Source organism: Sorangium sp. So ce321, assembly GCF_051530195.1.
Taxonomy (GTDB): Bacteria; Myxococcota_A; Polyangia; order Polyangiales; family Polyangiaceae; genus Sorangium.
The window spans coordinates 2,209,038-2,230,467 of the sequence record NZ_CP150329.1 but is presented as its reverse complement, the minus strand read 5'-3'; the positions used below and the strand labels follow the sequence as shown (position 1 = coordinate 2,230,467).

Sequence of the window (21,430 nt, the reverse complement as noted above, 5' to 3'; positions counted from 1 at the left end):
CGAGGGATCATGCATCCACCTGCCCGTCCGGCGCGGAAGCCCGCGCCCCCCCGCGCGAGGGCGCTGCGCGCCGCGGTCGCCGTCGGCTTCGCGCTGGGCGTCGCCTCGCTCGCGCTGCTCGTGGTGCGGCTCGCTCGCGCGCCGTCGGTGCCGCTGACGCTCGGCGCCGGCGCCATCACGGCCGCGCTGCCGCGGCGGCTCCGCTTCGAGTGGCGCCTCGTGCGCGACCGCCACTGGCAGATCGCCTCGTCCCCTGCGGCGTCGCGCGACGCCATCGATCAGCTCGAGGGCAACCGCGGCGTCTGTCCCACGGGCATGGTCGAGGTCTCCGGCCTCATGAAGCTCGACCCGGCGCCGAAGGCTCAGGGCGACCTGCGCACCATCGACGAGATGCAGCGGACGACCTGCAAGCACTGGATCAGCCGGGACTACCCGGAGCGGTGCGCCGAGTTCGATCGCGAGCAATGGCTGCTGATGTCGAGGGACCTCGACGCGAAGCCGATGCACTTCTGCATCGATCGCTACGAGTACCCCAACCAGAAGGGTGTCTATCCGGTCATCCTCGTCTCGTTCTACGAGGCGGCCGAGCTCTGCGCCGAGGAGGGCAAGCGCCTCTGTGACGAGGCCGAGTGGACCTTCGCCTGCGAGGGCGAGGAGGCGCGCCCCTACCCTTATGGCTACGTCCGCGACCCCGAGGCGTGCGTCGTCGACCAGCCGTGGCGCGCGTACATCGAGACAGCGCTGCGCCCGCGGAGCGGCCCCGCCGCCATGGCCGAGATGGATCGGCTCTGGCAGGGCAGGTCGTCCGGCGCGCAGCCTCGCTGCCGCAGCCCGTTCGGGGTGTACGACATGACCGGCAACATCGACGAGTGGACCCGTTCCGTCCGTGAGGGGGAGCGCCCCTCCATCCTGAAGGGCGGCTACTGGGGCCCTGTGCGCACGCGCTGCCGCCCCTCGACCCGCTCGCACGACGAGAACCACATGTTTTACCAGCAGGGCTTCCGCTGCTGCGCGGACCACGACGCGGCGCGCGCCGCGCCCTCGGAGCGCCCTGTCGCCGCCGACCCGGCTGTCGCCCCGCTGCCGCGCGAGCTCCGCTGACGCGCGCGGCCAACACCCCGCGCGCCTCGCCTCGACACACCGCGCGCCGCGCGGTCGACCCGGCTCGCGGCAGCGCGTATCCTCTGCGCTGATGGACGACTCCCCCGCCGGACAGGGTGCCTCGCCCGGCCCTCGCGACGCGCACGCCGGCGCGCGCCCCGCCGCCGTCGCGGCGCCGCCCGGCGCCGTGCCGGCGCTGCCGCACGCGCGCCGGCTGGACCGGCTGACCGGGCTCGTGCTCTTCGCCGCCGCCGCCGTCGCCCTCCTCCCGACGGCCCCGCTCCTCCTGCGCGCCCTTGCTGGCGAGCGGCCGCCGATGCAGGGCGCTGGCCGGTTCGCGCACCTCCTGGAGCGCCGCTCCCCGGCGGCGGAGCGCTCGCGGTCTCACCCTCGCTTCCCGTTCGACGCCGACCCGGGCGCTGACGACCCGAGGTCGCCGCGCGAGGACGATCCCGGCCTCGACGAGGAGGCCGAGGAGCCGGGCGGCGCCTCGCCCCTCCAGCTCGGCATTGCCTCGCGCGGCATCACGCTGCTCGACGAGCCTGGGGACGGCGCCCGGGTCGGCGTGGTCGCCGCTGGCGAGCTCGTGATGGTCGTGCGCGAGTCGGGCGCGTGGGCGCTCGTCGCCAAGAACCAGGGCGGCAACATGGTCATGGGCTGGGCGCGCCGGAGCGAGATCGCGATCCGATGAGCGCGCCGAGCCCCCGGTCCCCGCGCGCCTACCGCGGCCGCCTGCTCACCCCGCTCGCCGCGCCGGCGAACGGCTCCCCGGTCCGCTTCCTGGACGACGCGTTGCTCGTCGTCGGCGAGGGTGGCCTCATCGAGCAGGTCGTCCCGTTCTCTCCGGGCGCCTTCCGCGGGCTGGTGCTCGACCTGCGTCCGGCGGTGTTGATGCCGGGCTTCATCGACGCGCACGTGCATTTCCCGCAGACCCGCATCATCGGCAGCGCCAGCGGCGCGTTGCTCGACTGGCTCGAGCGCTCTGTCTTCCCCGAGGAGGCTCGCTTCCGGGACGACGGCTACGCGGAGCTCGTCGCTGCCGAGTTCACGGGTCACCTCCTCGCGTCGGGCACGACCACCTGCGTGGCCTTCTCCAGCTCGTGCCCTGGCGCGACCGACCGGCTGTTCCGCGCCCTGGAGCACGCCGGCCTGCGCGGCATCGCAGGTCTCACGTTGATGGATCAGAACTGCCCCGAGGCGCTCTGTGTCCCTCGCGACGAGGCCATCGCGGCGGCTCGCGATCTCGTGCAGCGCTGGCACGGCGCGGCTTCTGGCCTGCTCGAGTTCGCGATCACGCCCCGCTTCGCCCCCACGTGCTCTCGTCGCTTGATGGAGTCGGCCGCGCAGCTCGCCGCGGATCATGGCCTCCTCGTGCAGACGCACGTCGCCGAGAACCTGGCCGAGGGCGAGGCGACGCGGCGCGAGCACCCGTGGGCGCGCGATTACGTCGACGTCTACGATCGCGTCGGCCTGCTCGCGGGCCGCGCCCTGCTGGCGCACGGCATCCACCTCTCGCCGCGCGAGTGGGATCGCGTCGCCGAGGCGCGCTCCTCGGTCGTTCACTGTCCTGACTCCAACTTCTTCCTGGGCAGCGGCCGCATGCGCCTTGGCGACGCGCGTTCCCGCGCTGTCCCCGTGGCGCTCGGCAGCGACGTCGGAGCGGGCCGCAGCTTCGACATGCGCCGCAGCATGTCGAGCGCCTTTGACAATGCCCTCTGCCTCGGCGACCGCCTGCCCCCGGCCGATCTGTTCGTCATGGCCACGCAGGGCACTGCCGACGCCATCGGCCTGGGCCGCACCATTGGCAGCCTCGAGCCCGGCAAGGAGGCCGACTTCATCGCCGTCCGTTTCCCCGAGCGGGTCCAGGGCGAAGCCGAGCTCCTGAACCACCTCGTCTTCGCCCCCGAGACCGCCACGGTCCGCCGCTCTTTCGTCCGCGGCAAGCCCATCCACCCCCGCCCCCACTGACCCCCTCTTCCTACGGCCACGAGGCCCCCTCGCCGGGGGCCGGCCTACTCGACCTCGTAGACCTCCAGCTCCCAGACGAGGATCTCGAAATCCCTCCGCAGGATGTACCGCGCCCCGTCGTCCCCGCGCACCTTGACGTAGAGGTGGTCCCCCCCGAACCACCGGTCGATGATCTCGGTCACCCGCACGCGCCGCTCCCCCAGGGTGAGCGCCTCGGGCTCCTCGCTTCCGCCGTGGCCGGCACGGCACGCCACATCGACCCGCATCTGTCTCCCGCTCAGGCTAGCAGGCGCGGGCGCCCCGCTCTCGCGTTCTCCGGAGCGGGAGCTCGCCGGCCGGGCGCCTCGGCGTCGCGCCCCCGGGCGCCGCGCCCGGGGGCGCTCCCTCGCTCAGAGCGGATCGACCGAGCAGCCGTAGAGCAGGTTCATGCTCGCCGTGTTGTCCTGGACCGCCATGGTGCACGTGTCCGGGCACAGCCTGATCAGCCCCTCGTCGATGTAGAACGACATCGCCTTGCACTCCTCGGGGCTCTTCACCTGGGAGAAGGTCTGCTTCTCCCCGCCGTTGCTCGGCGTGAACTCGATCTGCACCGTCTCCAGATCGATCGAGTGCCCGCCTGGCGCCTGGGGCACCTCGATCTCGCACGACAGCTTGGCGCCCGAGATCACGCTGTCCGCGATGGCCTGGAACACGGCGTCGTACGTGTCGTACCGGTTGATCGGGTACCTCAGGCCGCCGGTCATGACGCTGAGGGTCTGGTACGTCGTCCCGGGGTCGACCGAGCCGGGCCGGCACTGCTCCCAGGTGGCGGGCAGGTCCGGCGGCCAGGGCGCGGTCGGCGGCGTGTTCTCCTTGATGCCCACGAAGCTGAAGAACATGTAGTTGCGCGCGCTCGGCGTGCCGAAGTACTCCGGCGCGACGGTCGTCAGGGCCGCGTCGAACGCCTCGGCCGAGGTCGCCCCCCCGGCGGTGTTCTCGTTCTCCGGCAGGTCGTCGTCGAGGTCGTACAGCGTGATATCGCCGTCGTCGGTGAGCAGCTTGTCCGCGCCGAGCGATCTCGTCGAGCAGTCGGCGCCGTCGTCGGTGATCTCGACAAACACCTTGAGCGAGTCCGTGCGCAGCCATTGTGACCACCCGGGCGACGTGGCCTCGCCGCGGGGCGGGATCGCGCCCTTCACGGTGTCGATGGCCAGGCAGAGCGAGTCGAGGCTGCCGACCTCCAGGTTGTACTGGTAGAAGTGCGGCGGGTTCGAGTTCGGCGTCGCCGGCACCGGCGAGCAGCCCCCGCTGCCGAGCGGCGCCTCGATACAGACGGACTGCTCGATCGACGAGCTGCCGTGCCTCGACAGCATGATGACGCGGTAATCGATGCCGCTCCCGTCGATGATCGAGGCGAAGTTCTGGTTGATGTTGCGCTGAACGCTCTCGATCTCCTCCGTCATGCTCTCGGAGTTGTCGATGAGGAAGATGATGTCTGCCGGGCGCTGCTCGTAATCGGCCTGCAAGCTGGTCGCGACACACGCCGTGTCCGGGTTGAGCGAGCTGCCGGTCGTCCCCCCGTCGGGCGTGAAGCCGCCGCTGTTCCCGATCCCGCTCCCGGTCGTCTCGCCGCCCCCGCCACCGTTGCCGCTGCCGGCGCTGGTCCCGCTGCCAGAGCCGTTGTTGCCGGAGCTCGCCTCACCACCCCCGCCGGAGCACCCACCGATGGCTGCCACCGCCGCAAGCAAACCCAAACCGACCAGCCCAACAAGCGTCTTCGTCGAGACCTTCAAAATGACCTCCCAATCGGGGGGCGCGAGAATGCGCAGCGACGGATGTTACCAGAGACACGTTCTCATGGATGCGATCAGCATGAATTATTTGAGCCTCACCGGAGGTAGACAACCGGCCACCGTTGTCGGTCCATGTACCTTGTCCGCGACCTTTCGACTCGCGGTCTGGGACAGGCTCCCCTAAGGGGCGAGCGCATGGCCGAGCGCGGGTGGACGGGCGCGCCGCGCGACAAGGAGGGTGCGTGTGCCCCGCCGAGACCACCCTCGAGCACACGCGACGAGCGCCGCGCACCCGCGGGCGCTCGCGTCGCGTCCGTGAAGCGCGCGGCGTTCGCGTGGATCGCGCGGAGCTAGCCTGAGGCTCTCGAAGCGACGATGTCGCGCGCCGCGGCGAGCAGGCGCTCCGGGGTGTTCGCCTCGGGCTCCTCGGTGACGAGCTCGACGAGGCGCTCCAGGGTCTCACCGATGAGCTTGCTGGGCGGAATCCCGAGCTCCTTCATCAGCACACTGCCGTTCACGGCGAGATCCTTGACGGAGAGCGCCGCGCCCGCGGCGAGCAGCGCCTCCACGCGCGCCCGGAGCCGCCCTATCGAGGCGATGTCCTCCGTCACCTCGCGCCCCTTGCCCAGCGCGTCCGCGAAGCCGATCTCGTAGAGGTCCGGCGCGAGCGCCGGCGTCACCCGGCGGAGCCAGCGGCGCACCGCGCCGTCCGTCCAGGTGTCGTCGTAGCAGATCAGGTGGTGTCGAATCAGCGCCACGACCCGCGCCCGCTCGTCGTTGGAGAAGCGGAGCCGCGTGAGGATCGGCTCCGCCATTTCAGCGCCGATCCGCTCGTGCTCGTAGAACGTGTAGTCGTGCGTCTTGTCGGAGAACGCGCGCGTCCGCGGCTTGCCGATATCGTGCATCAGCGCCGCCACGCGGAGGATCGGCTCGGGCTTGCACGCGTCGAGGCAGGCCATCGCGTGCCCCCACACGTCGTACGCGTGCCAGCGGTTCTGCTCGCACCCGACCGACTCGATCATCTCCGGGCAGGTGATCGCGAGCAGCTCCGTGCGGCGCATGATCTCGAACGCCACGCTCGGGCGGCGCGCCCGCATCGCCTTGAGCCACTCGTCGCGCACCCGCTCCGCGCTCACGCAGCGGAACGTCTGGTGCGACCGCGCGGAGCCCATCGCGCGCTCCGTCTCGGGCTCGATCGACCCCTCCAGCGTCGCGGCGAAGCGCGCCGCGCGCAGCACCCGCAGCCCGTCCTCGGCGAAGCGCTCGTTCGGGTCGCCGACCGCGCGGATGACCTTCGCCTCGAGGTCCCTCTGACCCCCGAACGGATCGATCAGGTGCCCGTCGACCGGATCGAGCGCGATCGCGTTCATGGTGAAGTCCCGCCGCGCCAGGTCGGCCGTGATGTCGTCCACGAACTCGACCCGGTCCGGCCGCCGGCCGTCGCTGTACGTCCCGTCCCCGCGCAGCGTCGTCACCTCGTACGGCACGCCGCGCACGAGGACGGTCACCGTCCCGTGCTGGATCCCGGTCGGGATCACCTTCCGGAACGACGCCACGACCTCGTCCGGCCGCGCGTCGGTCGCGACGTCCCAGTCCTTGGCGGGCTGCCCGCGGAGCAGGTCGCGCACGCAGCCGCCGACGATCCAGCCGCGCTTGCCGCGCTCGCGGAGGCGGTGACAGATGCCGAGCACGTCCTCGGGGACGAGGGTGATGAGCTGCTCTACCGGGGTCACCCCCGCGGCTTAACACGGCGAAAGCGGAGCGGGGCGCACGGCGCGCGGGCGCTCACTTCTTCTCTTTCGCCCAGGGGTCCCGGACGTCCGAGCCCTTGGGCGTGCGGACCGTCGACGGCGTCGCCGGAGGCCGGGCCCCGCTGGGCCTCGCCTTCATCCCCTTGTCGTCGACCTCGACCAGCTTCACGAGCTTGCTCGGCTCGGTCCCGTCGAGCACCACCGTGCTGGGGACGTACCCCTCGGCCCGGATGTCGATCGTGACCGTCTGCCCCCGCTCGATGTCGATGCTCGCGGGCAGCTTCATCTCCACGCCGTTGCGGTAGCCGACCGCCGTCTCGGGCACGGCGGCCAGCGCGACGACCGCCTTCTGGACCGGCGCGGGCACGGGCGCCGGCGCGGGCACGGGCGCCTCGACCGGCGGCTTCGGCGCCGGCGCGGCGGTGTGGCTGGCCGACCCGCTCCCGCCGATGACGAAGATGGCCGTCACGATCCCGACCGCGGCCGCCGCGCCAGCGACCCACACGTAGCGGGGCCACGGCGAGCGCGGGGGCGACGGCGGCGTCGCCGGGACGATGACCTTCGACGTCTTGAAGTAGTCGTGCGGCACGTTGAAGCCGCCCGAGCGCGCCATCATCTCCGCGACGGCGCCTGGCACGCCGCCGCCCTTCACGCGCTCGAGATCCGCGTGGAGGTCGCCCATGCTCTGGTAGCGCGACTCCGGCTTCTTCGAGAGGCACTTCAGGATCACCGCCTCGAGCCCGGGCGGGCAATCCGGGCCGCCGACGAGCGCGCGGATGGGGACCGGCGCCTTGTACATGTGCTGCGTCAGGATCCCCATGAAGTTGTCGGCGTTGAACGGCAGCTGCCGGCTCACGAGCTCGTAGAGCATCACGCCGAGCGAGTAGATGTCGGTCCGGTGGTCGATGGGCGCGCCCGCCGCCTGCTCGGGCGACATGTAGTGCGGCGTCCCGAACACCGCGCCGGCGCGCGTCAGCTTGGTCGTCGTGCTGGTCGACACCTTCGCGATCCCGAAGTCGAGGATCTTCACGAAGTTCGGGTCGCTGCCGCGGGCCACCACGAAGACGTTGTCCGGCTTGAGATCGCGGTGGATGATGCCGGCCTCGTGCGCGGCGGCGAGCCCCGCGGACAGCTGCAGCGCGAGGTGGCAGATGCGGTCCGTCGGCAGCTCGTTCGGCGAGTCGATGAGCTGCGCCAGGCTCACGCCCTCCAGGTACTCCATCACGAAGTACGTGGAGCCGTCCGGCAGGTCGCCGAAGTCGGAGATGTCGACGATGTGCGGGTTGCCGATGCTCGACGCGGCGCGGGCCTCCTGCACGAAGCGCTCGAAGATCTCGCGGTCCCGCGCGAGCTCCGCGCGCAGCACCTTCACCGCGACGCGCTTGTCGATGACCTTGTGGCGGGCGAGGTAGACGTACCCCATCCCGCCCTCGCCGAGCAGCCGCTCGATCTTGTACCGGTGATCGAAGGTCGTCCCGATGTACGGGTCCTTCGCGCCGGGCGGCCGCCGCTCGCGCGGCTCGACCTCGTCCGGCGGCGGGATCTCCATCGACGGCTCGCCCTCGCTCACCGGGGCCGCGCTCGTCCGCCCGCCGGCCTCGTCGATGTCGGGCTCGCTCTGCCGCGCGAAGCGCGGGGTCTTCTGGCGCAGCGGCGGCGGCGCCACGAAGCTCGGCGCCTCGCTCGCCGGCCCCTCGACCCAGCCCGACCTGGAGGGCCGCGACGGCCTCGACGAAGGGCGGACCTCGACCTCCACCGGCACATCCTCGCCCGCGTCCTCGGGCCCCACGCTCGGCGCGCGCGCCGCCCCGAAGCCGGACGAGCGCGCCCCGCCCGCCGCGCCGCTGGGGCGCGACACCGGCGCCTCATCGAGCGCGCCAGCCTCGTCGTTGAAAACTCTGCTGCGCGCGGTGTGGTGCTCGTTTTTGGTGGCGCTCATGAAAGGCTCGCGGGCAGAGGTGCACGCCACATGCCGCCGTCTGCGGCAGGGCTGGATTCTAGCAGGCGTTCGGTCCGGGAAGCGAGGGCATGCGAGCGCCGCGCGCGAAAGTCCGCGCGCGCGCGCCGCCGGACGGCCGCACCCCGGCGTGCCGCGCGCGCGGCGTTCTGCTAGGAGGGCACCGCGATGAGCTATCCTATCGAGGTCGCGCTGCGATATCTCGGCTCCAAGAAGCGCGCGTTCATCTCGGTCGGCACCACGTTCGCGATCCTCGGGGTCGCGCTCGGGGTCGCGGCGCTCGCGACCGTGATGAGCGTGACCGGGGGCTTTCAGGCGGAGTTCCGCGACAAGGTCCTGGGCGTCAACGCCCACGTCCTCGTGATCAAGTACTCGACGGATTTCCGGGAGTATCGCTCGATCATGGATCAGGTCGCCCAGGTGCCTGGCGTCATCGGCGTCGCGCCTTTCAGCATCAACCCCATGATGTTGACGCACGGCGACGCGACGGCGACCGGCGTCCTCGTGAAGGGGGTTGACCCGGCCCGGAGCCTCGGTGTGGGGACCGACGGCGGCGCGCCGGTGCTCGATCTGCCTCGCCACATCCTCCCCGGCGGCGATCTCACCGGGCTGCGGCGCCCTGGCGCGAAGCCCCCCGAGCGCGGGGCGCCGCCCTCCTTGCCGGACGTCCCTTCCATCGAGGCCGACGCGGGCGCCCGCGGCGCGCTCGAGCCCCCGGACGCGGGCGCCGAGCTCGATCTCCTGAAGGCCTACGAGGCGCGCATCCAGGAGGACGAGCGCGCCGCCGCCGCGCGGAACGCGCGGAACGTCGACACCGAGCCCGCGCCTTCCGCGGTGGATCTGGAGGGCGCGGCGGACGCCGGGTCTGACGAGGGCGAGGAGGCCGAGGTCGCGGTCGCCGAGGGCGCCCCGCGCGGCGCGATCGAGCCGGAAGGCGGCTACGGCAGCGTGCTCCCCGACGACGACGAGCTCCCCGCCGACGTCGATCCCGACCCGTGCGCCGACAAGGAGCAGATCGCGAGGATGCCGGGCATCGTGATCGGCGCCGCGCTGGCGAAGAACCTGTCCCTCGACCTCGGCCAGTGCGTCACCGTGACCTCGCCGACCATCGGCTTCTCGTTCTCGAACGGCGCCATCAAGCCGCCGGTCGCCAAGCGGTTCCGGGTCATCGCGATCTTCGAGGCCGGCTTCGAGCAGTACGACACCAAGCTCGCGTACGCCGATCTCTACGAGACGCAGGCCTTCTACGACCACGGCGACACGGTGACCGGCGTCGAGATGAAGGTCGACGACATCGACAACGCCAGCACCATCGCCCGCGAGATCTCGAAGCTCCTCAGCAACGGGCTCTACTACACGATGGACTGGGAGGAGCTGAACCACGGCCTCTTCACCGCGCTGCGCATCCAGCAGATCGGCATGAGCGCGGTGCTGGCGCTCATCATCGTGGTCGCCGCGTTCACGGTCATCGCGACGCTGATCATGGTGGTGCTCGACAAGAAGAAGGAGATCGCCGTGCTCAAGGCGATGGGCGCGACCGACGGCGCCATCCTCCGCATCTTCCTCTACCAGGGCGGCATCATCGGCGTCGCCGGCACCACGCTCGGGCTGCTGCTCGGCGTGGCGGTGTGCAAGGGCCTCCTGGTCTACGGCTTTCCGCTCGATCCGAAGGTCTATTTCATCTCCCGCCTGCCCGTGCAGGCGCGCCCGCAGGAGTTCGTGATCACCGGCTGCATCGCGATCCTGATCTGCCTCGCGGCCACGATCGTGCCCAGCCTGTACGCCGCCCGCCTCCGCCCCGCCGAGGGCTTCCGCGCGCAGTGAGCCGAGCAGCAGCCGATCAGCGGCGAGAGGCAGCGTAGAGCCGCTGCTTCCCGTCCGTGTCCAGGTTGGACGCCAGGTACAGCGTGCACTCGTCGGGCGAGAGCGACGGCGTCATGACCGCGACGGTCGGGGGCAGGTTCGACAGCAGCATCCTCGCCGGCTGCCCGTCCGCGGGCTGCCCGTCGGGCCCGAGCTTCACGTAGAAGCTCCGCAGCACCGACGCCTGCGCGCAGTTGCCCCGCGGGCTGTAGGGCGCCTGGAAGAAGAGCACGCTGCCGTCGGGCGTCACCCACGGGGCGAGGTCCTCGCCCTGCGCCGGGCAGTCGCCGGGCAGGGTGATGTCGAGCGGCTGCGCCTCCGCGTCATGGACGCGCTTCGTGACGAGCCGGTGCGTGATCCCCCCGTCGTCCTGGTGCTCGCTCATGAACCAGTACCTGTAGGGGCGCGCGGAGTGCGCGACCGCGACCGAGTGGCTGCCCCCGTCCAGGTTCAGCGGCTCGAACGGCTCCGCGGCCGTCGCGTCCAGCGCGTCCGCGACGAACAGCCGCCGCAGGCTGCCCGGCCCGGGGAGGAACCTGTCGAAGAGCAGCGAGCCCGGGGGGAAGCCGTCGCGCGGCGAGAACGCGTCCACCGGCAGGAGGAGCGGGCCCGACTCCGCCTCCGGCGAGTTGACCATCGCGCTCGAGACGACCGCGCCCCCGGTCCACGGCCGCCCGGTGGCCGTGGCGATCTGCCTGTCCGGGCCGAAGCCGGCCACGTAGACGAGCCGCTGGGTCGCCCCGTCCTCGCCCGCCTCCGCGCGCACGCGCGGGAACGCGGGCGACGTCCCCTCGACCTCGACCTTCGCCGGCGTCCCGAACGACAGCAGGCCGCCGCGGTCGGCGCACCGCACGCAGGTCTCGCTGGCCGTGCAGAACTCCCCTTCCTTGCAGGCGCCGCAGCCGCCCTCGCCGCCCCCGCCCGACGTCGACGAGGAGGACGACGCCGTCGTCACGCCGCCGCCGCCGCCCGCGCCGCCGCCGCCGCCGCCCGCGCCGCCCCCGCCGGTCCCCGAGCTCGACGAAGCGGACGTGGTGGACGCGGCGCCGGCCGCGAAGGGCTCGCCGCAGCCGGGCAGGGCCGAGAGCGAGGCCAGCGAGAGGGTTCCGTAGAAGCGAAGCGTGCGCAACCGAGCTGCCTCCTGCCGTGATCCCGCCGCGCAGAGCAGGCGCGCGCCCGGGTCAAGACGGCTTGTTGTAGTCCGTGTCCTCGAGAAGGATGACGTTCGTCTTCGAGCGGGTCTCGCCGACGCTGGTGACGTAGACCGCCGGCTTGTCCTGCACCGGGCAGACCTTCTCGCACGCCCCGCAGCCGATGCACAGCGACGGATCGACGTGCGGACGCTGCACGTGGACCATCTTCAGCAGCGGCTCCTTGCCGTGCTCCGCGGCCACGGGCTCGCGCTTCGGGATGTCGACCTCCTCGACCCAGATCGCCTTGGGCGACGTCGGGCAGAACTCCTCGCAGACGATGCACGGCACGCTCATCGACCACGGCAGGCAGCGCCCCTGGTCGTAGAACGCGGTGCCGATCGAGATGGGCTTCTGGCCGATGCCCATCTTCTGCTCCTCGGTGATCTTCTGGATCGCGCCGGTCGGGCAGACGTCGCCGCAGAGGACGCAGGAGTGCTCGCAGTACCCGATGCGCGGGATGACGATCGGCGTCCAGATGCCCTCGATGCCCGCCTCGAAGAACGCGGGGTGGATCGCGTTGTTGGGGCAGACCTTCATGCACTCGGCGCACCGGATGCAGCGCTCCAGGAACTCGCGCTCCTCGACCGAGCCCGGCGGCCGGATGACGCGGTGGTCGTAGTTCGCGTCGAGCACGTCGGCGATGCGCGCCGTCGGGATCATCACCGCGCCGGCGGCGGCGGTCGCGAGGGCGGTGCGGCGGCCCGTGTCCGGCGTCACGAGGGCGCTCTTCCGGTTCGGGAGGAAGCGGAACTTGATGACGTCCTCGGGGCAGGCGTTCTCGCAGTTGAGGCACATGTGGCACTCGTCCTGCCGCCACTTCACCCCGCCCTGGGGCGAGTCGGCGCCCTGGCAGTGCACGAGGCACAGGTTGCAGTCGGTGCACTTCGCGTGGTCCTTCTGCATCCCGAAGAGCGCGAAGCGCGCGAACACGCCGAGGAAGGCGCCGAGCGGGCAGAGCACGCGGCACCAGAACCGCGGGATGAAGCGGTTCATGAAGAGGATCGCGACGAACAGGATCCCGACGAACCACGCCTGGTGGAAGTAGAACTGCTTCGTCTGCCACACGCTCGAGGCGAGGAAGTCCTGCGCCTGATCGGCGGTGAACTGCACCGGCCGGCTCCCGGTCCCGGCCGCGGCGCCGGTCACCACGGCGGCGACGTACTGCGTGGCGGGGATGACGGCGAGGCCGATCGCGCGGACCGCCACGCAGATCGGGTCGAACAGGCCGCCGATCACGCTGCCGGCCACGCTCGCCGCGAGGAAGGCGTACATCATGTAGTACTTCACCCGCTGCCGGGAGTACGTCTTGTTCGCCTCGACGCGCTTGCCGCCCTTGCCGTAGCGCGAGGGGAAGATCCACCCGAAGAAGTGGTGGAGGGTGCCGAAGGGGCAGATCCAGCCGCAGAAGACGCGCCCGAAGACGAGCGTCAGCGCGAGGATCCCGAGCGACCAGAGCAGGCCGCGGTAGACGGTGTGCGTCGAGAGCAGGGTCATCGCGCCGACGAACGGGTCGGCGAGGAGGAAGCCCTCGACGGGCAGCGGCAGGCGGACGCGCGCCTCGGCCGACGTGAACGACCCGCGGAAGCCGGTCTGGAACAGGAAGTAGAGGAACAGCCCGAGGCAGCCGGCCTGCACGGCGCGGCGCACCCAGACGAGCACCTGGATCGTCTTGCGCGCCGGCAGCCCCGAGCCGGACCGGCGCTTCGGCGCGGGCCGGACGATCGCGCGCGCCTTGCGCAGCAGCGCGGTCCAGGGGGCCACCCGCGCGGGCGCCACGCGGCTCGGCGCCGCTGCCCCTTCAGCTGGGCGGTGCGCCGGCTCGGCCGGCGTCGGATCGGGATTTGCCATGAGTGCTACACCTCGGCGAGCCGCAGGTTCTGCCAGTGCATCGTGCCAAGGCCCCGGTCGTGGCCCATCTTCAGGTACGGGATCTCCTCGGGCTTGCGGCCGATGAGCTGGCATCCGTACGCGTCGGCGGCGACCTGGTCGGTCGTCGCGATGATCGTGTGCATGTCCTTCGCGTCCGCGACGTTCCCGCCCTGCGGCCCGTTGCGCATGAGGACGCGGACGGCGTCCACGATCGTGAGCGTGGGCTGGATGAACGTCGCGAGGTCGGCGATCGACACGTCGATGTTCTGGTGGAGCCGGTTGCGCCGGCCGCCGAGCGCCCCGTACCAGTTCTTCATCGCGGCGGTGTACCTGGACAGGTTGTGGTGCTTCGCGATGGGGACGTTGATGACCTTGTCCGCGTTGACGAGCGGCGTGTACACCGGCCAGTCGTCGAGCACCTCGCCCTTCAGGCGCATGCCGCGGAAGCGGTGCGCCGCGGGGATCACGACCTCGGCGCCCACGTCGTACGCGGCCTTCCAGATGCCGGAGCGCTGGAAGCAGCGGTTCGGCTCGTTGCACGAGGCGTCGGTCACGATGACGGTCTTGGCGCCGGCGTCGTAGGCGAGGCGCACCACCTCGGCGACGACCTTCGGGTTGGTGTTGGCCGCGTGGATGGGCGTGCGGTCCCACCCGATGTTCGGCTTCACGACCACGACGTCGCCGCGCGAGATGAACCGGCGCATCCCGCCGAGCGCGTCCACCGCCTTGCGGACCAGGGCGGCGGGGTCCGGCGCGCCCTCGGCGAGCGCCTCGGCGCCGGCGCGGGCGATCACGAGCTGCGGCACCCCCGCGGGCGTGTCGCGGAGCCGGTAGTCCCGCGTCTGCGGGCGCTCGGCGGCGATGGCGGTGCTGCCGCCGCGGTCCCACCGGGCCGCCGCGACCCCGGCCGCGCCCCCGAGGACGAGGCCCGCCGCGCCAAGGCGACGCAGCACTTCACGTCGAGAGATGTCACCCATGGCCCTCGCCTCCCTGGCCTTACGGATAGCCTCCCCGGGCGGTCGCCACAAGCAGAGGTGGCCTGGCGACAGCCGCGTCCGCCGCTTCCGGCGGCGGCGCTCAGGGAGGAGCGGCGGTCGGCGTCGAGGCCGCCGGGGTCGCCGGCGCCGCCCCGCTGCCCGCGGCGGCGGGCGCGCCCCCGCTCGCCGGCGCGCCCGCGCTCGCCGGCGGCTGCGGCGTCGCGCCGCTCGCGGCGGCCGGCGCTTGCGGCGCCGGCGAGGGCGGCCCCTCGTAGGGCTCGGCCGCCTCGGCCTTCAGGCGGTCGCGCTCTTTGACGCAGCTCGCGCGCTCCGCGTCGCAGGCGGCGCGCGCCTGCGTCGCGGCGGCGAGCTCGGCGGCGCGCTGCTCGGCCAGCGCCCTGGCCTCGTCGCGCTCGGTGACGAGCGCGGCGCGCGCCTTCTCGGACTCGGCGAGCCGCTCGCGGTCGGCCATGCTCGCCTTCTCCGCGGCCGCGGCGCTCTCCTCGCAGGTCTTGAGGCGCGCCGCGTGGGTCGCGTGCAGCGACTGGATCTGGCGTGCGTGCTCGGCCTCGGTCATCGAGCCGCTCTTCTGGAGGGTGGCGAGCGTCTCGTTGAACTCCGCGCGGTCCTGGTCGCGGGCGCTGCGGCACGCGTTCGTATCGGACTGGGCGATCTGGTGGGACGCGATGCACGTGTCGAGCTTGTCGAACGACTCGGCCCCGACCTGGCGCGCGCGATCGAGCTCGTTCGCGAGCCGCAGCGTCTCGCGCTTCGAGACGCCGAGCAGCACGACCGCGCAGCCGATGAGGGTCATCGCGCCGGCCGCGATGCGCACGCGCAGGTAGGACGTCTTCTGCTTGATCCGCAGCCGCTCCGCCTCGCGCTCGGCCTCGCGCTCCGGCTCGAGCAGCACCTCGAGCTCCTCGGCGATCTGGCGCATCGTGGGCCGCTCGTTCGGGTCGATCGCGAGCCACCGCTTGAGCGCCTCCTGGAACAGCTGGCGGGGGGGCCCGGTGAGGTCGGGCAGCGCGTTGTCGGCGAGCGGCTTGTCGGCGCGGACGTCGTGCGACTCGACGAGCTCGGTGCGGGTCTGCGCGGACTCGCCGGGGAAGTCCCTCGGGTTCACGAGCGAGTAGAGGAGCGTCGTGGCGAGGCCGTACGTGTCCATCTTCTCGGTCAGCGGCACGACGCCGGGGAAGCCGTTCAGCGCGCGGATCTGCTCGGGCGAGGCGTAGAGCGCGGTGCCCGCGCAGAACGAGGCCTCGCGCTCCGCGGCCACGCCGAGGTCGAGCAGGATCGGGTGGACGCGGCCGGCGAACCTGGCGAGGAAGATGTTGTCGGGCTTGACGTCCTGGTGGCGCAGCCCGGCGGCGTGGAGCGCCTCGAGCCCGCGCGCGACGGGGAGGAAGATGTCGTACGCCTCGCGCATGCTGAGGGGGCTGCGCTCGAGGCGCTGCGCGAGGGTCTCGCCCTCGTACACGGGCATGGTGAGCCACACGTACTCGGCGTTCATGCCGTGGTCCTTCAGCTGGACGACGTGCGGGTGGCCGACGGTGGCGAGCATGACGAGCTCGCGCTCGACGTTCCGCATCGCGTAGAGCGAGCGGGGCATGAGCTTGAGGGCGACCTGGTGCTCGGGGACGTCGACGCGCTGGGCGACGTAGACCTTGCCGAACATGCCCTGCCCGAGGAGGCGGCCGAGGCGGTACAGCCCGCCGACGACGTGGCCGACGTCGGGGAGGATGGAGGGGCCGCGGCTGCTCCTCTCCGGGTCGTCGGTGCCACCGCCGCCGCGCGACGTGGTGCGCACCAGGCTCGACGGGTCCGCGACCGTGACGGCGAACGCGTGGACGATCGTGGTGCGGAGGTTCGGGTCGACGATCGGCACGGCGGTTGCCAGGGTAGCGGAAGGGTCGCGCGCTGAGAAAGAAGCCGGCAGACCGGAGACGGCGGGCGCCGGCGGTTTATTCGCGGACGGTGGCGGAAACGCCAGGCCCCGGGATCCGGTCGTGGAGAGGACAGCCTCGACGCGGGCGGGAGCACGCGCTGGCGGGGGGCGGGGACGTCGCCGACCTCACGGCCGCTCGAGAAGTCCTGCACGGGCACATCCCGACTCCGCGCCGCGATGGCGCGGCTCGGACGAAATGGCGCGGCTCATTCCAGCGACAGCCGCGGCGACCGCCCGCGGAGGGCGCTCCAGACGGCCAACACGAGGACCTCTCCGGCCGAGGGGTCGTACACGTAGTACACGAGGTAGCGCGATGTCGGCAGCGGGGCGCGGCGAACGCCTTTGATCCGACGGTGTGCGTGCGGGGCCCCGACCTCCGGCGCTGTCCTGAGCAAGTTCAGCAGCGCGGCGAGCTCCTCGCGGAACAGCGCGGGAGCGGCGGGGCGGTTCTCGATCCACCATGCGGCCGCGTCCCTCGCCTGTCGGGCTGCATCCCCGGTGAGCCGGATGCGGGCTCGTTTCATCCGCGCGCCGGCTCGAGGCGCGCGATCTCGGCCAGGAGATCGTCCGCGTCGATCGTCCCCTCGCGCGCGCTCGCCAGCGATCGCTCCAGCGCCTCGTCGAGGCGGGCGCGCTCCTCGTCGTCGAGGTCGTCGTTGTCGGCCACCACGAGCTCGATCACGGTGCCCTCGGCGAAGCTCGTCGGCTCGTCGAGGACCAGCCGGCCCCCCTGCACCTTTGCTCGCAGCGCGCTCATCGCCACAGCGTACCATTGCGGGTCCTGGCCAGGTAGGTCACGGCCAGCTGCGCTCAGCCTCCCGGCTCGCCAGCTCCCGCTCGATGAGCGCGCAGGAGCACGCGCTCTTGCCTTCGAGAGCGCCCGACGGCTCAGCCGTCCGAGGGCAGCGCCGACGCCGCCAGCGAAGGTACCACCGGCGGCGGCGCCGAACCCGCGCGCCTGGAGCGCGCCGGCCAGGCTGGCCTGCCCGATGCACAGCGCGATCGCAGGCGCGCGGCCGTGAGCAACGGTTCCACCGCGCGCGCCGCGAGATCAGGAATCCACGCAAATGCTCGCCAGAACCGCGCTCGTGATCGCCTGTCTGGGACTCGCCGGGTGCGCCGCGTTCCGGCCGCCGGCGTCGCCGCCCGAGCTCGCCCGCGCCCGGGCGGCGATCCGCGCGGCCGAGCGGGAGGGCGCGAGCGCCGACCGGCGCGCGGCCATGCACCTCGCGCTGGCGAGGAGCGAGCTCGCGCAGGCGAGGCGGCGGCTCTCGGTGGGCGACCAGGAGGGCGCGCGCTGGCTGCTGCGGCGGGCCGAGGTCGACGCGGAGCTCTCGACCCTCCTCGTGAGGGAAGCGGGGCTGCGCGACGCCGCGAGCCGCACGCTGGACCAGGCGAGCGCGCTCGCCGAGGGGAAGAAGGGGAAGAAGTAATGGGCCGCGTGCGCGCCGGAGCCCCGCTCGCGATGGCCCTCGCGCTCGCAGGCTGCGCGAGGAGCGCGGCCGCGCCGTCCCCCGAGCTCCTCACGGCGCGCGCCGCCGTCGTGCAGGCGCAGGACAACCCGCTCTCGCCGCTCGCCATCGCCGAGCTGAAGCGGGCGGAGGAGGCGCTCTCGATCGCCGAGCGCGAGGCGCGCGAGCGCCCGCGCTCCCCGTCCGCGCGCGACGCCGCCTACGTCGCGCGGCGGATGGCGCAGTGCTCGCTGCTCTCGTCGCTCGTGCGCGCGAACCAGAGCGCGCTCGTGCGCGCGCGGCTCACCGCCACGCGAAAGCCGTAGACGCTCCGGGACGCGCCGCCGGAGCCACGTCGGCTCGCGGCCGCCGCCGGGGCGCGCGGCGTACCGCCCCGGGCGTCAGCTCCGGCCTGACGGAGCAGTTTCTCCTGGGATCGACCGGGCTTTGGATCCAAGATGCGCGCGATACGCCTCCGCAGGCGGCCAAAGCGTCCCGGGGGCGGGCAACGAACGAAGGGATCCCCGGGTCCCGCGGGCGAGGAGAGCGCGATGAAGGAAGGCGCGAACGTGATACTGGTCCCCGTCGACTTCGAGGAGGCCTCGCGGAAGGCCGTCGAGCTCGCGAAGGACCTCGGCGCGAAGCTGGGGCGCGAGGTCGTGCTGCTGCATGTCTACCAGCTCCCGGTCTACACCTACCCCGGGCTCGAGCCGGCGCTGATGCCCGGGTTCCACGCCGAGGTGAGCGCCGCCGCGTCGCGCGCGGTCCAGCAGCTCTCGGCGCAGACCGGTGGGCTCCGGGCGCTGCTGCGCGACGGCGACCCGGCGACCGAGATCCTGGCCGCCGCCGAGGAGCAGCGGGCCGCCATGATCGTCATGGGGACGCACGGCCGCCGGGGGCTCACGCACCTGTTCCTGGGGAGCGTCGCCGAGCAGGTGATCCGCAAGAGCGGCGTCCCCGTGCTCACCGTGCGCGTGGCCAGCTGATCCCGCGCGATCGCCTCGTGTAGATCAGGCCGGCGCTGCTGCTGGCCAGGGCGCGGGCCGGCCTGGCCGCGCCCGTGTGGACCAGGACCATCCGGGTGCCGTGACGCACCTGCGACGCAAGGGATGCCCGCAATGCCGCCCCTGTCTGCGCGCGATCTCGCCCTCCCGCCGAACCTGATGAGCCTGGCCCGGCTGCCGCTCGCGGCGCTGTTCCCGTTCGTGGCCACGCGGCCTGCGCTCGCGCTCGCCGTCCTCTGCTGCGCCGGGCTCACCGACGTGCTGGACGGCTGGATGGCGCGCCGCTCCGGTCAGGTGACCCGCATGGGCGCGATCGTCGACCCGATCGCGGACAAGGTGTTCGCGCTGGCGGTGGTGGGCACGCTCCTCCGGAACGGCGTGCTCCCGCTCTGGGGCATCCCGGCGCTGCTCGCCCGCGAGATCCTCGAGCTGCCGCTCGCGCTCTGGATCGCGCTGAGCCGCCGCTTCCGCGGCGCGCGCCTCTCGACCGCGAGCGCGAACATCCCGGGCAAGCTCGCCACGACGGTGCAGTTCGCCGCGGTCCTGGTCGCGATCGCGCTCCCCGCGGCGCTGCCCCCCACGCTCGCTGCGGCGGCGGGCGCGGGCGCGGCCGCGGGCATCTCGTACTGGGCGCGCCAGCTCCGCCGCGCGCCCGGCACCCCGCCCGCGGCGGGCGCCTGAGCTTGAAGCACGTGCCTCCGATCACGTGAACGCGGCGGTGTGCCCCGCGTGCGCCCGGAGGACGGCATCGAGCCAGCCGAGCAGCGCCGCGACGGGCGCCAGCGCCCGCGCCTCGCCGTGCCAGAGCATGAGCGTCCTCGGGCCCGCCGGCGTGGCCACGGCGATGTCCAGCAGGGCCTCGTCCGGAATGCCCGGGCGCTCCGAGCGCCGGGAAGGCACGGAAGACAGGCCATCGAGGATGCCAGCCAGCGATTGCCGCTCGGCGGGCGAGAGCGCCACGGGGCCCGGCTCCGTGCGCCGCCCGAGCACCTGACCGCGAATCAACAGCGTCCCTGTCGCGTCGACCGTGACCGTCCAGGCGCCGAACCGCCCGTTGGGCCCGTGGGCATGACCTCCGGAGAACTGGAGCACGTGAGCTGGCGGCGAGGCGGGCAGCACGCGACAAGCTCTATCATCCCTGAACCCGAGGATCTCCACAGCAACAGACCATGAAGCGCACTCACGATCGGGCCGCACGTCACCGATCCGGAGCGTGATGGTCCACGGCGGACTGCCGTCTGCAGGGGGGTAAAAAGCACGACCGCGACGGCCCGCGAGCGTGCCGGGAGCTTGCGGCGGGCTCGACCGATGTCGAGACTCGGGGCGCCCCTGACCAAAGGAGGGTATCTCATGGGTTATCGCAATCTCAGCCCCCAGGCGATGGTCAATATCTCCGGCCCGTGGCTCGATCCGGAGCAGGATCGAAGGGTCTTCACGTCGCTGCCGCTGCTCGCGCCGCTCGTGCCCGCGGTCCAGGAGGCGCACGACCGGATCAGGACCACGCAGCGGCTCGGCTCCAGCCTCCAGCAGCAGACGAAGGCGCTCATGGAGAGGGCCATCGCGCTCGACGCGACGCACGACCGCAAGCTCCGCGGCACGTACAACTACCTCGGCGCGCTCGCCGAGATGAGCGACGACCCCGCGTTCGCGGCGGCGCTCCTCGACCTCCGCGATCGGCTCGCGCCGTCGGGGCTCAAGGCGATCTCGCGGAGCTACGGCGATCAGGCCGGCGACGCCAAGCTGCTCCGCTCCCGGCTCGACGAGGCCTCGGAGAAGCTGCTCAAGAAGCTCAAGACGCCCGAGGGGCCGCTCGCGCAGGTCGTGGACGCCTGGGTGGCGGCCGCGCTCGAGCTCGAGAAGGTGGAAGCGCAGCGCGAGCAGCTCGCGCTGAGCGCTCCGTCGAACACCGACGGGGCGACGCCGCGCGAGGTGCTGAGCGCCCGCAACGCCTGGATCCGCGTGGTCCGCGCCGTTGAGACGAACCTCGCGCTGGAGAAGGCGGCGACCGGCGAGATCGCCGAGCGCCTCCTCGGCCGGCTCCACCGCGAGTCCGCCAGGGCCGACCGGCGCGGCCGAAAGGGCGCCGCGGACGGCGCCGCCGAGCCCACCGAGCCGGCGCCGGTCGAGGACGCCGCGCTGCCCGCCGGCGACGACGACGATTCGTTCGACGGCGCCTGAGCCTGGCGTTCCTCGCCTCCAGCCCCCACGGCCCATCGTGCGCCAGGGCCCGTGAGGCAAGCTGCGTGGCTGCACACGGAACATCCCACCCCTTAGAAGTAAGCAATTTTACTCAAATCGCCGCCCGATGGCGGGCATGCAGCTGTTCACTCGCGCAGATCGGGTAGCAGGAGGCGATTATGGTGAGTTTTCTTACGCACGATCGCTCCCCTGCGGCGGTCTCACGTAAGACAGTTCACCACGAAGCGGTGCACGCCAGCGATCGGATGCAAGCTGGCTCACGTTGAAATGCCACCAGCCGGCGATCGCCGGCAGTCTACTTGCGCCGAAGCGCCGCCCGCCGGGGATCGCACGCAAGCCTGCTCACGGTTGGACACCGCCCGCCGGCGATCGTCGGC

General features: G+C 72.5%; 20 protein-coding genes. 9 read left to right on the top strand and 11 right to left on the bottom strand.

Annotated features, from left to right (window positions below; translation table 11 throughout):
• Window positions 1–9 precede the first annotated feature (9 nt).
• The 3 genes from WME89_RS08670 (at window position 10) to WME89_RS08660 (ending at window position 3,069) form a co-directional block, all read left to right on the top strand.
• Window positions 10–1,101: a formylglycine-generating enzyme family protein gene (locus WME89_RS08670; RefSeq protein ID WP_437652661.1), complete on the top strand. Its 1,092-nt coding sequence runs from the start codon at window positions 10–12 to the stop codon at window positions 1,099–1,101.
• 91 nt (window positions 1,102–1,192) lie between these two features.
• Entirely contained in the window at window positions 1,193–1,792 is a 600-nt protein-coding gene (locus WME89_RS08665) for an SH3 domain-containing protein (RefSeq protein ID WP_438008749.1), read from the top strand.
• Window positions 1,789–3,069 carry a guanine deaminase gene (locus WME89_RS08660; protein WP_438008748.1) on the top strand — a complete coding sequence of 427 codons (1,281 nt, stop codon included), beginning with the start codon at window positions 1,789–1,791 and terminating at the stop codon, window positions 3,067–3,069. Before WME89_RS08665 ends, WME89_RS08660 begins: the two co-directional genes overlap by 4 nt.
• A gap of 44 nt (window positions 3,070–3,113) precedes the next feature.
• On the opposite strand, the gene WME89_RS08655 is transcribed toward WME89_RS08660, so the two are convergent.
• From WME89_RS08655 to WME89_RS08640, 4 genes are all read right to left on the bottom strand, one after another.
• Complete coding sequence (locus tag WME89_RS08655) at window positions 3,114–3,323, bottom strand: hypothetical protein (protein ID WP_438008747.1); 210 nt, start codon at window positions 3,321–3,323, stop codon at window positions 3,114–3,116.
• Window positions 3,324–3,458: 135 nt separating this feature from the next.
• Window positions 3,459–4,784, bottom strand: a complete 1,326-nt coding sequence (locus WME89_RS08650) for a hypothetical protein (protein ID WP_438008746.1) — start codon at window positions 4,782–4,784, stop codon at window positions 3,459–3,461.
• Window positions 4,785–5,191: 407 nt separating this feature from the next.
• Entirely contained in the window at window positions 5,192–6,574 is a 1,383-nt protein-coding gene (locus WME89_RS08645) for a CCA tRNA nucleotidyltransferase (protein WP_438008745.1), read from the bottom strand.
• A gap of 52 nt (window positions 6,575–6,626) precedes the next feature.
• Entirely contained in the window at window positions 6,627–8,531 is a 1,905-nt protein-coding gene (locus WME89_RS08640) for a protein kinase domain-containing protein (RefSeq protein ID WP_438008744.1), read from the bottom strand.
• A gap of 186 nt (window positions 8,532–8,717) precedes the next feature.
• Between WME89_RS08640 and WME89_RS08635 the strand changes: the two genes are divergently transcribed.
• On the top strand, window positions 8,718–10,373 hold the full coding sequence (locus WME89_RS08635; protein ID WP_438008743.1) for an ABC transporter permease: 1,656 nt from the start codon (window positions 8,718–8,720) through the stop codon (window positions 10,371–10,373).
• Between the two features lie 16 nt (window positions 10,374–10,389).
• Here the strand turns inward: WME89_RS08635 and WME89_RS08630 are convergent, their stop codons facing one another.
• The 6 genes from WME89_RS08630 to WME89_RS08605 form a co-directional block, all read right to left on the bottom strand.
• Entirely contained in the window at window positions 10,390–11,541 is a 1,152-nt protein-coding gene (locus tag WME89_RS08630; protein WP_438008742.1) for a hypothetical protein, read from the bottom strand.
• A 52-nt stretch (window positions 11,542–11,593) separates the two neighbouring features.
• Window positions 11,594–13,453 carry a 4Fe-4S binding protein gene (locus tag WME89_RS08625; protein WP_438008741.1) on the bottom strand — a complete coding sequence of 620 codons (1,860 nt, stop codon included), beginning with the start codon at window positions 13,451–13,453 and terminating at the stop codon, window positions 11,594–11,596.
• Window positions 13,454–13,458: 5 nt separating this feature from the next.
• Window positions 13,459–14,451 carry a DUF362 domain-containing protein gene (locus WME89_RS08620; protein WP_438008740.1) on the bottom strand — a complete coding sequence of 331 codons (993 nt, stop codon included), beginning with the start codon at window positions 14,449–14,451 and terminating at the stop codon, window positions 13,459–13,461.
• Between the two features lie 100 nt (window positions 14,452–14,551).
• Window positions 14,552–16,339, bottom strand: coding sequence for a serine/threonine-protein kinase (locus WME89_RS08615; RefSeq protein ID WP_438008739.1), 1,788 nt, complete (start codon window positions 16,337–16,339; stop codon window positions 14,552–14,554).
• A 266-nt stretch (window positions 16,340–16,605) separates the two neighbouring features.
• The gene (locus tag WME89_RS08610) at window positions 16,606–16,923 is read right to left on the bottom strand and encodes a type II toxin-antitoxin system RelE/ParE family toxin (RefSeq protein WP_438008738.1); all 318 of its coding nucleotides are present in this window, start codon (window positions 16,921–16,923) and stop codon (window positions 16,606–16,608) included.
• Window positions 16,920–17,156 carry a hypothetical protein gene (locus WME89_RS08605; protein ID WP_437652674.1) on the bottom strand — a complete coding sequence of 79 codons (237 nt, stop codon included), beginning with the start codon at window positions 17,154–17,156 and terminating at the stop codon, window positions 16,920–16,922. The genes WME89_RS08610 and WME89_RS08605 overlap by 4 nt, the downstream gene beginning before the upstream one ends.
• 310 nt (window positions 17,157–17,466) lie before the next feature.
• On the opposite strand from WME89_RS08605, the gene WME89_RS08600 reads away from it, so the two are divergent.
• From WME89_RS08600 to WME89_RS08585, 4 genes are all read left to right on the top strand, one after another.
• A complete protein-coding gene (locus tag WME89_RS08600) occupies window positions 17,467–17,832 on the top strand; it encodes a DUF4398 domain-containing protein (RefSeq protein WP_438008737.1) in 366 nt (121 codons plus the stop codon).
• 8 nt (window positions 17,833–17,840) lie between these two features.
• Window positions 17,841–18,176, top strand: a complete 336-nt coding sequence (locus WME89_RS08595; RefSeq protein ID WP_438008736.1) for a DUF4398 domain-containing protein — start codon at window positions 17,841–17,843, stop codon at window positions 18,174–18,176.
• Between the two features lie 225 nt (window positions 18,177–18,401).
• Window positions 18,402–18,836, top strand: a complete 435-nt coding sequence (locus WME89_RS08590; RefSeq protein WP_438008735.1) for a universal stress protein — start codon at window positions 18,402–18,404, stop codon at window positions 18,834–18,836.
• A gap of 132 nt (window positions 18,837–18,968) precedes the next feature.
• Window positions 18,969–19,535 carry a CDP-alcohol phosphatidyltransferase family protein gene (locus WME89_RS08585; protein ID WP_438008734.1) on the top strand — a complete coding sequence of 189 codons (567 nt, stop codon included), beginning with the start codon at window positions 18,969–18,971 and terminating at the stop codon, window positions 19,533–19,535.
• A gap of 21 nt (window positions 19,536–19,556) precedes the next feature.
• Here the strand turns inward: WME89_RS08585 and WME89_RS08580 are convergent, their stop codons facing one another.
• Window positions 19,557–19,973, bottom strand: a complete 417-nt coding sequence (locus WME89_RS08580) for a hypothetical protein (protein WP_438008733.1) — start codon at window positions 19,971–19,973, stop codon at window positions 19,557–19,559.
• Between the two features lie 231 nt (window positions 19,974–20,204).
• Here WME89_RS08580 and WME89_RS08575 point away from each other — a divergent pair, with 231 nt between their 5' ends.
• Window positions 20,205–21,032, top strand: coding sequence for a hypothetical protein (locus WME89_RS08575; protein WP_438008732.1), 828 nt, complete (start codon window positions 20,205–20,207; stop codon window positions 21,030–21,032).
• Window positions 21,033–21,430 lie beyond the last annotated feature (398 nt).